This window comes from Microbacterium sp. TNHR37B, from assembly GCF_001620065.1.
GTDB lineage: Bacteria > Actinomycetota > Actinomycetes > Actinomycetales > Microbacteriaceae > Microbacterium.
On sequence record NZ_LQGV01000003.1, the window covers coordinates 900,057 to 913,916 of the forward strand.

The 13,860-nt window shown below is 69.1% G+C and carries 7 protein-coding genes; 2 read left to right on the top strand and 5 right to left on the bottom strand.

The features are described 5' to 3' along the window. Nucleotides 1-37: 37 nt before the first annotated feature. The 4 genes from AVP41_RS12210 to AVP41_RS12225 form a co-directional block, all read right to left on the bottom strand. On the bottom strand, nucleotides 38-6,622 hold the full coding sequence (locus tag AVP41_RS12210) for a DUF7507 domain-containing protein (RefSeq protein WP_067164750.1): 6,585 nt from the start codon (nucleotides 6,620-6,622) through the stop codon (nucleotides 38-40). 309 nt (nucleotides 6,623-6,931) lie between these two features. Then, on the bottom strand, nucleotides 6,932-7,885 hold the full coding sequence (locus AVP41_RS12215; RefSeq protein WP_067164753.1) for a helix-turn-helix transcriptional regulator: 954 nt from the start codon (nucleotides 7,883-7,885) through the stop codon (nucleotides 6,932-6,934). A gap of 311 nt (nucleotides 7,886-8,196) precedes the next feature. Next, a complete protein-coding gene (locus tag AVP41_RS12220) occupies nucleotides 8,197-9,975 on the bottom strand; it encodes a sulfatase-like hydrolase/transferase (RefSeq protein ID WP_082829191.1) in 1,779 nt (592 codons plus the stop codon). A 108-nt stretch (nucleotides 9,976-10,083) separates the two neighbouring features. Further along, nucleotides 10,084-11,370 (bottom strand): adenylosuccinate synthase, encoded by a 1,287-nt coding sequence (locus AVP41_RS12225; RefSeq protein WP_067164760.1) that lies wholly within the window; start codon nucleotides 11,368-11,370, stop codon nucleotides 10,084-10,086. A 93-nt stretch (nucleotides 11,371-11,463) separates the two neighbouring features. Between AVP41_RS12225 and AVP41_RS12230 the strand changes: the two genes are divergently transcribed. Both AVP41_RS12230 and AVP41_RS12235 read left to right on the top strand, forming a co-directional pair. Next, a complete protein-coding gene (locus AVP41_RS12230; protein ID WP_067165915.1) occupies nucleotides 11,464-12,147 on the top strand; it encodes a PBS lyase heat domain-containing protein repeat-containing protein in 684 nt (227 codons plus the stop codon). Nucleotides 12,148-12,177: 30 nt separating this feature from the next. After that, entirely contained in the window at nucleotides 12,178-12,882 is a 705-nt protein-coding gene (locus AVP41_RS12235; protein WP_067164763.1) for a Pr6Pr family membrane protein, read from the top strand. Nucleotides 12,883-12,892: 10 nt separating this feature from the next. On the opposite strand, the gene AVP41_RS12240 is transcribed toward AVP41_RS12235, so the two are convergent. Continuing rightward, the gene (locus tag AVP41_RS12240; protein WP_067164766.1) at nucleotides 12,893-13,798 is read right to left on the bottom strand and encodes a hypothetical protein; all 906 of its coding nucleotides are present in this window, start codon (nucleotides 13,796-13,798) and stop codon (nucleotides 12,893-12,895) included. Nucleotides 13,799-13,860: the final 62 nt, after the last annotated feature.

The window sequence follows — 13,860 nt, forward strand, 5'->3', positions numbered from 1 at the left end:
GAGAGCTCAGGACCGTCCCCTTCCCGGGGTCAGGCGCTCATCGAGCGACCCGACCTCCTCCCCTACGTCGACGCACGACCACCAGCAGCACTCCTCCGGCGACCAGCAGCAGGACCGCGAGCGCCACGACACCGAGCGCCACGGTTCCACCCGTGTTCGGGATCTCATCCGGCAGGTCGATCGAGGTGATCCGCACCGTGGACGGCGGCGACGTGACATCCGCTCCGACCGGCGGCGTCGCCGTGGCCGTGGCACGGTTCACGAGATCCGCTCCGTCCAGGTCGGCCTCCTGCACGACATACGTCGCCGTGCACGTGACCTGCTGACCCGGCAGCAGCGTTCCGTACTCGGGGCACGTGATCGCCGAGATCTTGCCCGCCCCCGAGAACTCCGTCTCGGTGATGACGACATCCGTCAGGCTCGTGTTCCCGGTGTTGGTCACGAGGAACGAGTACGTGACGCGCTGTCCGACCTTCGAGATGTTCGAGACATCGGCGGACTTGACCAGCGCGATCGCCGGCGCGTCGAGGCTCGGAACCGTGACGGTGGACGGCGGCGAGTCGATCGGCGGGCCACCCGGGGTGTTGCCGCCGACCGAGGCCGTGTTCGTCACGCTGCCGGCATCCACGTCCGCCTGCGTGACGGTGTAGCTCGCCGTGCAGGTGATCTGGTCACCCGGTGCCAGCACATCGGTCGGGCACTCCACGGCCGACAGCTCACCGGTCCCGGTGAAGTCGTCCTCGGAGACGACCACATCGGTCACGGTCACGTTGCCGGTGTTCGTCACGACGAAGCGGTACTCCAGCACCGCTCCCGCGACGAACTCGTCGGTGTCGAGCGGCGCGACCGACTTCACCACCGTGAGCCCCGGCTGCGGGTCGATCTCGACGATCACCGTGGACGGCGGCGTCTCGACCGGCGGACCGTCGGGCGGCGTTCCGGTGGCCGTGGCCGTGTTCTCGACCGACCCGGCGTCGACATCGGCCTGCGTGACCACGTAGGTCGCCTCGCAGTCGACAGACGCGCCCGGCAGGAGCGAAGCTGCGCCGTCGGGGCAGGTGACCGGCGAGAGCTCGCCGGTTCCCGTGAAGGTTCCTTCGTCGATCGCGATGCCCGTCATCGTCACGTTTCCGGTGTTGGTCACGCGGAACGTGTAGGTGAGGACGTCACCGGCCGCCGTGATGGGAGCCGACGAGGCGGACTTCACCAAGCTCAGCGCCGGAGCCGGATCGCTCGGGATCTCCACGGACGTGGGCGGCGACTCGATCGGCGGACCGGTCGGCGGCACACCCGTGCCGGTCGCGGTGTTGGTGACCCCACCGGCGTCCACGTCGGCCTGCGTCACCACGTACGTAGCGGTGAAGGTGGCCTGGGCGCCGGGAGCGAGCGACGCGACGGAGGCCGGGGCGACTGGCGACAGCGTGCCGGAGCCGGTGAACTCGCCCTCGACGATCGACACGTCGGTCAGGGTCACGTTGCCCGTGTTCGTCGCGACGAACGAGTAGGTGATCTCCCGTCCGACCGTGAAGAAGGCGGGCTCACTCGGCGTCGCCGACTTGACCACCGACAGGCCGGGCTCCGGATCGAAGCCGACGACGACCGTGGACGGCGGAGACTCGACCGGCGGGCCCTCGGGCGGGGTGCCCGTGCCGGTGGCGGAGTTCGAGATCGACCCCGCATCGACATCCGCCTGCGTCACGACGTAGGTGGCCGTGAAGGTCGCCTCCGCACCCGGCGCGAGCGACGCCACGGAGGCGGGCGTGAGCGGCGAGAGCGCACCAGTCCCGGTGAACTCCCCCTCCAACACCGACACGTCGGTCAGCGTCACGTTTCCGGTGTTGGTGGCGACGAACGTGTACGTGACGACGTCACCGGCCCGGGAGACGCCCTCGGCGTCGGCCGACTTGACCACGGACAGGCCGGGGTTGGCGAGCGCCGTCACCACGGCGGTCGAGGGCTCACTCTCGACGGTCACCTCCTGCGGGGAGACGGCCGTGGCGGTCGCGGTGTTCTCGATCGTCCCGGCGTCGAGGTCTGCCTGCGTCACCGCGTAGGTGGCCGTGCAGTCGACGAACTCGCCGGGAAGGAGGGTCACACCGCTCGGGCACTCGACAGCCGACAGTTCGCCGGTGCCGGTGAAGGCGCCCTCGTCGATGGCGGGGTCGGTCAGCGAGACGTTGCCGGTGTTGGTCACGCGGAACGTGTAGGCGACCTCGTCGCCGACCGCGGCCACCTCATCGGGCGAAGCCGACTTGACCAGCGAGACCGCGGGCTGCGGATCGCTCGGGATCTCCACCGTCGACGGCGGCGACTCGATCGGCGGCCCGTCCGGCGGTGTTCCCGTCGTGGTGGCGCTGTTGGTGACGCCGCCGGCATCCACGTCGGCCTGGGTCAGGACGTACGTGGCGGTGAAGACCGCCTGCTCATCGGGAGCGAGGGAGGCGATCGAGCCGGGCGTGACGGGCGACAGCGTGCCCGAACCCGTGAACGTTCCCTCGGCCACGGCGACATCGGTCAACGTCACGTTGCCGGTGTTGGTCACCACGAACGAGTAGGTGATCTCCTGGCCCACCGTGAAGGAGGCAGCGTCGTTCGGGGTCGCGGACTTCACGACGGACAGACCCGGCTCCGGATCGAACTCCACGATCACGGTCGACGGCGGCGACTCCACGGGCGGCCCGTCGGGCGGCACGCCGACACCGGTGGCCGTGTTCGAGACCGATCCGGCATCCACGTCCGCCTGGGTGAGCACATAGGTCGCGGTGAAGGTGGCCTCCTGGCCGGGGGCGAGCGATGCCACCGAGGCCGGAGCCAGGGGAGAAAGCTCACCGGTGCCGGTGAAGGCGCCCTCGTCCACCGCGACATCCGTGAGGGTGACGTTGCCGGTGTTGGTCACCAGGAACGAGTAGGTGATGGTGTCTCCCACGCGGGAGGCATCGTCGGTCGACGCGGTCTTCTCCAGCGAGAGACCCGGGTCGGCATCGATCGTCACGATCGCCGTCGACTCGTCCGACTCCACGCGTGCACCGGTCGGCGGCTGAGCCGTCGCGGTCGCGGTGTTCTCCACCGAACCGGCATCCACGTCGGCCTGGGTCACGACATAGGTCGCCGTGCAGTCGACGAATGCGCCGGGCAGGAGGCCGGCGACCGCCGGGCAGACGATCTCGGAGAGCTCGCCCGAACCGGTGAACGTCCCTTCCTCCACGGCGGGTGCGGTGAGGGTGACGTTTCCGGTGTTGGTGATCCGGAAGCGGTACGACACTTCTTCGCCCGCCTCGGACACCTCGTCGGGGGTCGCGGTCTTCACGAGCGAGACCGCGGGCTGCGGGTCGCTCGGAACCTCGACGGTCGTGGGCGGGGACTCCACCGGCGGACCGTCCGGCGGGGTGCCCGTGCCGGTGGCGGAGTTGGTCACACCGCCCGCGTCGACATCCGCCTGGGTCACGACGTAGGTCGCCGTGAACGTCGTCTGCGCGCCGGGCGCCAGCGAGGCGACCGTGGCGGGGGTGATCGGCGACAGAGTCCCGGAGCCCGTGAAGGTGCCCTCCGCGATCGCCACATCGGTCAACGTGACGTTGCCGGTGTTGGTGGCGACGAAGGAGTAGGTGATCTCCTGGCCGACGGTGAACGACGCGGAGTCGTTCGGCGCCGCCGACTTGATGACCTCGAGACCCGGCTCGGGATCGAACTCCACCGTCACTTCCGACGGCGGAGACTCCACGGGCGGACCCACGGGGGGAACGCCCACGCCGACTGCCGTGTTGGTGATCGAGCCGGCGTCCACGTCGGCCTGAGTCACCGTGTAGGTCGCCTCGCACGTGACGTCGTCACCGGGAGCGAGGGCCACAGACGGGCAGGTCACCGCGGACATCTCGCCCGAGCCGGAGAAGGAACCCTCGGTGACCGAGATCGGGTCGAGGGTCACGTTGCCCGTGTTGGTGAGCTGGAACGAGTACGTGATGACGTCACCGGCCTGCTCCGCGCCCGCCGAGGCCGACTTCACGATCGTCAGCGACGGGTCGGCGGCGATCGTGACCGTGGCCTCGGCCGGGTCGGACGTGGTGTCCGGGCCCGTCGGCGGGGTGCCGGTGGCGATCGCGGTGTTGACCACCTCGCCGGCGTCGACATCGGCCTGCGTGAGCTCGTACTCGGCTTCACAGGTGACCGAGTCACCCGGCGCGAGAGAGGCGAGCCCCGATTCGCAGACAAGAGCGGAAAGGTCGCCCGTGCCCGAGAACGCGGTCTCGGCGACGGACACGTCGGTGAGGGTCACGTTGCCAGTGTTGGTGACGACGAACTCGTACGAGATCGCGTCTCCGGCCGCGTCGCCCTCGTCGGGAGTCGCGGTCTTGACCAGCGACAGCTCGGGGGTCGGCGGGATCGTGACGGTCGCCGTGGACTCGTCCGACTCCGTCCGTCCGCCGGACGGCGGCTGTCCCGAGGCGGTCGCCGTGTTGACGATGGTTCCCGCGTCGACGTCTGCCTGGGTCACCTCGTAGGTCGCCGTGCAGGTGACGGTGGCGCCGGGCAGCAGGGAACCGGCCGGGCACTCGGCGGTCACTCCCGGAAGACCCGGGTCGTCGATCGCGATGTCGGTGAGCGTGACGTTGCCGGCGTTGGTCACGGCGAAGGAGTAGGCGATCTCGTCGCCCGCGGCTGCCGCCGTCGTGGGCGTCGCCGACTTCACGAGGGTGACGGCGGGACCCTGCTCGAGCGGGATCATCGTGGACGACGGGTCGGAGGTCACATCGTCGCCGCCGCCGACCGGCGTTCCCGTCGCGGTCGCGGTGTTCTCGACCGTGCCGGCATCGACGTCGCCTTGCTGCAGGACGTAGGTCGCCTCACAGACGATCTGCCCGTTCACCGGCAGCGCTCCGGTCGAGGGGGTGCACGACAGGGGCGAGAGCTCCCCGACGCCGCTGAAGACGGTGTCATCGACCGTGACGCCCGTGAGCGGCACATTGCCGGTGTTCGAGACCACGAACGAGTAGGTGATCTCCTGCCCGACGGTGAACGAGTCGGGGTCGGACGGAGACGCGGACTTCACGAGTCCGATGCCGGGCTCGGGCTCCTCGGTGGGCACCTCGACCGTCGACGGGGTGGAGGTGACGCGCGTCGTGCTGCCCGCGGGGAGGCCCGAGGCGGTCGCGGTGTTGACGACCTCGCCGGCATCCACATCGGCGGCCGTCACGACGTGCACGGCATCAGCCGTGCAGGTGACCGTCGCGCCGGCCGGGACCGAACCCGTCGGGCAGGTGACGGCGCCGATCAGCGGGTCGTCCACCTGCAGGGCGCTGAGGGCGACGTTTCCCGTGTTCGTGACCGCGAACGAGTACGTGATCTCGTCGCCGACGTCGGTGATGCCGTTGCCGTTGACGTCATCGACCGGCAACGCCGACTTGACGAGCCCGATGCTCGTGCCGCAGGTCAGGGCGGTGTCCCTGTTGTCGGTGTCATCCGGGTCGGCTTCGTTGCCGGTGACCTCTGCCTCATTGGTGATGCACCCGGTCGTCGCCGTCGGGGCGGTCGCGGTGATCTCGATCGTGACACTCTCGCCGGCCTCTGTCCGCCCGCCGACGCACGTGACGAGGGTGGACTGCCCGGCCACTGCGGGTGCGACGGTACAGCGGTCCGAGGGCGCCTGGACGTTCGTCAGCGCGGCCGGAACGCGATCGGTGACCGTCCAGCCGGAGGAGTTCCCTTCGCCCTGGTTCAGCACCGTCAGCGTGTAGGTCAGTGTCTGGCCCGCGGTGAAGACGGCCGGCCCGGTCTTCTCGACGGTGAAGTCAGCGGGCAGGCCTGGCGCCGCCGTGCCGTCGTTGTTGGACGATTGCGGACCGGTGTTTGTCGACACGAGCCGGAACGTGGGGTTCGCCGCGGTGGGGTTGGCGACCGAGATCTGGTAGACCGTGCCAGACCCGTTGTACGAGAAACCGAGGTTCCCGTTGCCGAACGTCCAGGCCGCTCCGGCCTGGTCGGTTGCGGACGGCGCGGTCATGCCGGCCACGGCGCTCAACGGCCAGCGATTCACCACACCACCTGGCGTGATGCGAACGAGGTAGCCGTAGCCCATCGACCAAAAGGCGCCATCCTTGAAGGTGATATCGATACCGCCGCCGGTCGTCTGGCTGCCAACCGAGACCGCAGCACCGTTGAGGGTGGTGTTGATCGTCGTCACCGCCCCCGTGGTGTTGTCGACGTTGAGCCTCCGTAGCGTGCTGCCCGCGACCATGTAGAAGAGTCCGTCAGATCCGAACGCGGCAGAGCTGCTTCCAACGGGCAGCTGCCTGAGGACGGTGTATCCGCCTTGGTTGCCGATCTTGAGAAGGGAGTTCGCGGCGACGCCGCTCGTGCCGCCGCCACCGACCGCGTAGATGTAGTTGTCTGCGGTGCGGTACGCGATCGCGTTGTACGTGAGGTCTGCTGCGCCGATGGCGGAGAACTCCACATTCCCGCTCGCGTCGGTGAGAGACCGGTACAGCGTCGTCGGAGAGCCCTGCGCGATGTACACGTAGGGGTCTGCCGCCGAGAACGGCTGCCCCGCCGCCGCCGACGCAGACGGCGCGGTCAGCGGCGCCGTCGTCACGAACAGCGCGGACAGAAGGGAGAGGACCGCCAGCATGGCGATCCTCGGGCTGCGTCGGTCTGGGGTCTTCTGCGAACGGACGAACCGTCGCTGAGGCGCTGTGCTGCGTGTGGGGGACATCTGGTTCCGATCGGCTCGGGGACTGACGTGGCGGGGACGGGGCACACCCTTATCGCCACACACCTGGGGCCAGAGTGGCGGGCGAGGCGGCGTCACTTCAGCACTCTGCGCAGATTGCGTCTCTTCCTGCGCGAACTGACCCGCGCCGGGGGAGACGAGGCGCGCCGAGTCGAAGCCCGCGTGACCCGCACCAGCTGCCTCATTCCCTCCCGAGGGAAGCGAGAGTCAGGGAACGAGCGAGCGCTCGTCGTCGTGCGCCTCCTGCGCATCGGCGTCCCGGAAGGCGCGCGACATCGCCGACACCGAGCCGAACCCCGACGTCGCGGCGATCTCCCGCGCGGTCATCCGAGGGTTGGTCCGCTTGGCCGTGCGCGCGGCTGTCACCCGCGCCCGCCGCAGTTCCCCGCTGACGGTTGCCCCTTCGGCGGCGAAGGCGGCCTGCAACGTGCGCGGGGCGACGCCGAGTCGCATGGCGATTCGAGCCACGGTGACGCCGGGGTCCGAGAACTCCGCCCGGATCACCTCGCGCGCCGCATCCACCAGGGAGGGCGGAACCGCGGCGTCCCGCGTGATCACGCCGATCATCTCGCGCAGCAGGATCCGCGACACCGATGCCAACGGCGAGACCACCGGGCTCTGCGGCGTCTGCGTCGTACAGAGCGTGCGCACATAGGCGTAGAAGGGCGCGATGAGCGTCCAGTCGAGCGCGGGGCCGTCGTACGAGGCCCACGACGGGAGCGCGACGTCGGCCAGGAGCTCGGCGCCGAACCCGATGTAGACGAGGTCGTTCTGCGGCTCGGACATCGAGATGCTCACGCGTTCCTCGCCGGGACGGATGAGCACCAGCCCGGAACCGCGGCGAAGGACGCCGCCCTCGGTGTCGACCGAGAAGGTGCCCGACGCCGCGATGAGAAGCAGCGCGCGGTGCGTCGACCCTCGGTCGCGCGGCCATGTGATTCGCACGTCGGGCAGGGCGATGTGAGCGAAGGTCAGCGCGGGGAAGCGGGCGACGTTGGCCACAAGCGGACCCCCGTCGCCGAGGGCGTCGATCGAGAAGTTGGACGACCGGACGAAGCGCTGGAGTCCTCCGTGCTGCTCGGCTTCCGCAAGGCCCTGCACCTTCAGACCGAGTCGTTCGAACGCCGGAGCGTGACGACGATACGAGCGCCGGTACGGCATGGGGTTCACTGCGCAACTACTCCCGAAACTCTCGACGGAATCGGTCGCCGAACCGCGGGTGCGCGCTTCGGCAGCGGGCCGATCACGGTCCGCTGAGGGTTGACGTGGGGCACCGTCGCGGGGGGTTCGAGGGCGAAAACGTCTGAGGCTCCCTGTCAGCGTGGCCGCATCGGGGCAGGGACGCCCACCTCCTGCGCAAAATGCCCTTCCGCTTGCGTAATTCGCGCACGAGATGCGCCGAGTGTCCACGACGCGCCGACCGACGTCGAGGTCGGCCCGCGTGTCGTGGACGCTCGGCGTTGCGATCCCCTCTAGGAGAGCGGAGTACGGGCCGCGGCCTGGCACGAGGCGGTGCCGACCGCCTCACCGCCACCGCAGCGGGCGAAGGTGCGGAACTGCTCCTCGATCTGCGCGCGGCGCGCCGGATCCACGTCCTCCCACGCGAGCGGCAGGTTCACCCGGCCGTTCTTGGTGTCGGTGATCGAGAACCGGCTGATCGTCCCGCGATCAGGGCCGCTGACCTTCTGGACATAGAGCTCGCCACCGGCCCGCAGGGCGAAGAAGCCGTCCTGCACCATGGTTCCCGGCTCCGAGTCAGGCCCTGCCGCGGTCGGATCGGCGACCTTCGTGTGGACGGAGTAGGCCCACTGACGCCAGCTCTGGGGCTGCTCGCCTCGGATCAACGGCAGGAGATCGAGTCCGTCGTGGTCGTCGATCTGCGCCGACTCCCCCGTGAGGCTCGGCTGCATCGCCGCGAAGGTCGGGAGCAGGTCGACGGTCTGTGTCAGCTCCGTGCGGACCTGGCCTCGCGCGGCGTCTGCGCCGGCGACCACGAGCGGCACCCGGAGGTCGGTCTCGTACGGAGAGCCCTTTCCGATGCGGAACCTGCCGCTGCCGTTCTCGCTGAGGCCCAGGTCGACGCCCTGACCCAGGTGGAAGCCGTTGTCCGCGGTGAAGACGAGATAGGTCGACTCCCACAGACCCGCTTTCGTCAGCTCCCGACGGGTCTTGCCGATGAGTTCGTCGAGCGATTGCGCCATCCGCACGCGATCGCGCAGATACTGCTGGAGCTCGCACGCGTCGTCCTTACCGATGGGCTTGGCGGAAGGAAGCTCGGTGCGGTCTCTCGCCGTAGGACAGTTCATCGTCTCGTTGCCGGGCAACGACTCGATGCGGATGGAGTAGCAGTCGCGTCGCGCGCCACTGGCCGTGATGCCGCAGTCGCCGTTCTTGTAGGCGCCCTTCGGGTTGTCCTTCGTCTTGGGCAGGTCGCGCGCCGCGGGCACGAAGGTGCGCGTCTTGCCTCCGTTCGGGTTGCCGGCGTGGGTCGTGAACGTCGACAACGTCGCGTGGAACGCGCGGTCGTTCTTGGCGGCCCAGGGAATGAAGGCAGCGACGCGGTTGATCGTCTCGTCCGTCGCGTACGTCTTGTTCTTCTTCGCCGGCTGGCCAGGCGTACCGATCGCGAAGTTGTTGCCGCCGTATGCTCCACTGCTGTACGGACGCCACATCGACCATCCCGGAGGCTTTCGCACCGTGTCTCCCACGCCGAAGTCGTTGTTGTAGCCGTTGAGGTACTTGCCCTCCATCAGCGTGTAGTAACCCCGCGCCTTCGCCTCCACCGCATACGTGTACTGCTCGTTGTCGCGAACCTCGCCCGAGTGCGAGACCCCGTGGAGGAAGGCCTCGATGCCGCCCATCGTGCCGCCGTTACGCAGCACACCCGTGTTGTGCGGGAAGCGCCCCGTGAGGATCGACGCCCGTGACGGGCAGCACAGCGAGTTGGTGACGTAGTGGTTGTCGAACGACACCCCGTCGGCCGTGAGCTTCTTCAACTCGGTCATGTACGGAACGAGGTCCCACGAGAAATCGTCCGCCATGATCATCACGACGTTGCGCGGTTGCGTCTCCACGGCATCGGCCGTCGGCGACGCCACGATTCCTCCGCCGACCACCGCCAACCCCGCCGCTGCGAGCGCGAGCGTCCGCAGCCCCCATCGACGCAGACGGTCGAACCGCCCGCTCGCCGAACGCCTCGGCTCGCCGTTCCCCATTCCCCGTTCTCCAGGCACGCCTGTAGACATGGTCATCCTCCCCAGGATCGGGGGACGCGATGATCGGCGCGAACGGTGCCCCCCGACCCGTCTCGCGCGGCCAGAAAGCTAGCACGCAGGGCGGTGGGGACGAGGGGATCTGCGTCAGTCGACGAGGTCGTGGCGCACGATGACCGCATCCCGCGCGGGTCCGACGCCGATCACGGAGATACGCGTACCGCTCATCTCCTCCAGTGCCAGCACGTAGTCCTGCGCCTCGAGCGGAAGGTCGTCGAAGGACCGGGCCGTGGAGATGTCCTGCTTCCAGCCCGGGAAGTACTCCAGGATCGGGGTCGCATGGTGGAAGTCGCTCTGGTTGACCGGGACCTCGTCGAAGCGTTCGCCGTCGACGTCGTAGGCGACGCACACCGGGATCTGGTCGAGGCCGGTGAGGATGTCGAGCTTGGTGAGGACCAGGTCGGTGATGCCGTTGATCCGCGTGGCGTAGCGCGTGATCGGGGCGTCGTACCAGCCCACGCGTCGCGGACGGCCGGTGGTCGTGCCGAACTCGAATCCGCGTGTGCGGAGCCAGTCGCCCTGCTCGTCGAAGAGCTCGGTGGGGAACGGACCGGATCCGACACGGGTGGTGTAGGCCTTGACGATGCCCACGATTCGGTCGAGGCGGTTCGGCCCCACCCCGGAGCCGGTGGCCGCTCCACCAGCGGTCGCGGACGAGGAGGTCACGAACGGATAGGTGCCGTGGTCGACGTCGAGCATGGTCGCCTGCCCGCCCTCGAACACCACGACATCGCCGGCGTCCAGCGCATCGTTCAGGAGAAGAGCCGTGTCGCACACCATGGGACGGAGGCGGTCGGCGTACGACAGCAGGTCTTCCACGACCTCGTCGACCGAGATGGCCCTCCGGTTGAAGACCTTCACGAGCAGGTGGTTCTTCTGGTCGAGGGCCCCCTCGACCTTCTGCCGGAGGATGTTCTCGTCGAAGAGGTCCTGGATGCGGATGCCCACCCGGTTGATCTTGTCGGCGTAGCTGGGACCGATGCCGCGCCCCGTCGTGCCGATCATGCGCTTGCCGAGGAAGCGCTCGGTCACCTTGTCGAGCGTGCGGTGGTACTGCGTGATCACGTGCGCGTTGGCGCTGACCTTGAGGCGGGAGATGTCGACGCCCCGCGCCGACAGGGCGGCGAGCTCGGCGAAGAGCACTTCGAGGTCGACGACCACTCCGTTGCCGATCACGGCGTTGACCCCCTCGGAGAGGATCCCGGAGGGAAGCAGGTGCAATGCGTACTTCTCGTCGCCGATGACGACCGTGTGGCCGGCGTTGTTGCCGCCGTTGAACTTCACGACCCAGTCGGTGCGCTCACCGAGAAGATCGGTGGCCTTTCCCTTGCCCTCGTCTCCCCACTGGACTCCGACGATGACGATGCCTGGCATGGGTGCTCCCCCGTGAACGGACGGTGAGTCGCCATTCTACCGAGAGCCTGCTCCTCCCTGGTCGGGGCGGATCGCCGGGTGTATGGTCAGACCATGGGACGCTCGGACGGCGCAGACGACCTCGACACCCTTCCGCCGGGGCGGTGGCCCGCCTATCTCACCGAGAGATCGGGCCTTCCCGGCCCCCGCGCCAACCTGCCGCTCGCGATCGCCGCGGCCCGGCGCGCGTCGGAGGATGCGATCGCCGCACTCCTATCCGACGGTGGCGAGTTTCCCGTCATGTGCGCCGCCGCCGCGCGGGCACGCCGGTCCGCCGTCCCCGCAGAGGAACACGCGGCGCGCGCCCTCGCCGCTGACGACCACTGGCGGGTCCGAGAAGGAGTCGCGATCGGCCTCCAGCTGCGCGCCGAGGAGGATCCCGCGGCCGTCGCTGCGCTGGTGCTCGAGTGGGTGGACGACACGGACCCGCTCGTGCAGCGCGCGGCGATCACGGCGATCTGTGAGCCGAGGCTGCTCCGGACGCCCGAGATGGCCGCTGCGGCCCTGGATGCGTGCCGCCGGGCGACCGATCACCTCGCCGCGCTGCCCACGGACCGGCGCACGGCGCCGTCTGCGCGGACGCTGCGTCAGGCCCTCGGGTACTGCTGGAGCGTCGCGGTCGCCGCCGATCCGGCTCGGGGGATCCCCGCGTTCCAGGCGCTCGACTCCGGCGATCCCGACGTCGCATGGATCGTCAAGGAGAACCTGCGCAAGAAGCGTCTCGCCTCGTTGCTGTGACCGCGGTGCGGCCGCCGCTAGGGTGACGGCATGGCGGCATCCCCTACCCACGCACGCGCGTGGCCCTTCGTCCGCGCCACCACGGCTGCGCTCGCCTTCGTCGCGATCGTGGCGCAGCTGGAACGAACCGTGCGCAATGCGCAGGAGAGCACGACCGTCTGGGGTTCTGACGTCGCCACCGTCGTGACGAACTTCTTGAGCTTCTTCACCATCCAGTCGAACCTCGCCGCGGCGATCGTGCTCACGGTGGCCGCCGTGTGGGCCTGGACGTCGGGGCGCCGACAGAGCGTCGAGCCACGGTGGCTGGCGACGCTCCTCGTCTGCGTCACGACCTACATGCTCGTGACGGGCGTGGTCTACAACCTCCTGCTGCGCGGAATCGCGTTGCCGCAGGGCGTGACCGTGCCGTGGTCGAACGAGGTGCTCCACGTCATCGTCCCGGGCCTGCTTCTCATCGACCTGTTGTTCGCGCCCCGCCGGCGAGCTCTCCCGTGGTCCACCGTGGCGATCGCCCTCGGATATCCCCTCGTCTGGGTCGTTTACACGATGGTGCGCGGACCCCTGGTGATCTCGCCGTCCACCGGCAATCCGTGGTGGTACCCCTATCCGTTCCTGGATCCGAACAGGCCCGGAGGGGTGGCGAGTGTTGCGCCGTATGTGGTGGTGATCGCGATCGGCATCGCGGCCACCGCCGCCGCTGTGGTCGGCGTGGGCCGACTCCGCGCACGGCGGTGACGGCGCCACGTCACCTCCAGGGAGCGGTGTCCCATCCCCGCGCGCGGAAGAACGCCATCCGGTTCGGAATCTGGGCGCGAATGAACGGCGCCGCACCAGGTGCCTGCTCCGCCAGCCGATCGGGGTGGAAACGGAGGGCCAGCCACGAGATCACGCTCTCACCGAAGTCCTCACCCTTGCGGTGGTCGCGGGCGTACTCCGAGATGAAGCCTCCACGCTGAGCCTTCGGGCCGACCCGGTCCGCCGCCACCGCGCGGTTCCACTTCTTGAGCAGTCGCTTGTTCGCGCGCAGCTTCTCGTTGAGGCAGTGCGCCGCCTCATGCAGATACACGTTGGCCCACCGATGCGTCGGATAGTTTGCGCCCTCGTAGATGCTGATGACGCGATTCAGAGATGTCGCCGAGTGCGCGCCGCTGTAGATGCGCATCTCCTTGACCTCGCGCCGCAGGAAGTTCGGAACACGACCCAGCGCGAGCGTGTGCGCGTGCGCCTTCGCCTTCGCGGCAGCTTTCGAGAGGCCCCCATGGACGAGCACCTCGGTCTTGCTCTTCTTCCAGGTGGCAAGGTAGACGTGCACCCAGGCCTCTGCCGGGTGGTTCTTCTTCGACGCGTCGGGATAGCGCCGGAACTGCTTGCCCTTGTACTCGAAGCGAATCGGCGGCGTCGTCCAGTCGGTCGCGCGCAGCGTGCCGAATGTGCGAGTCGCCATCGGCGGCGGTTCCATCAGTTCGTTCGCCGCGACGGCGGCCGGTGCCGTGGTCAGACCTGTCGACGCCTGGGCGGGTGCCGACGGCGCCGTCCCCTGCGGAGCCGGTGCCGCGTATGCCCCGGGCGTCAGCGAGACCCCCGCGAGCCCTGCCAGGACCGTTCCTGCCCCCACCTTCAGCGCGACACGGCGCGTCAGTTCCCTCTCCATTGTTCCTCCCCCTGTCGTGCGCGGGACTCCCCTGACCCGCGACCGCCAGCGAAGATAGACGT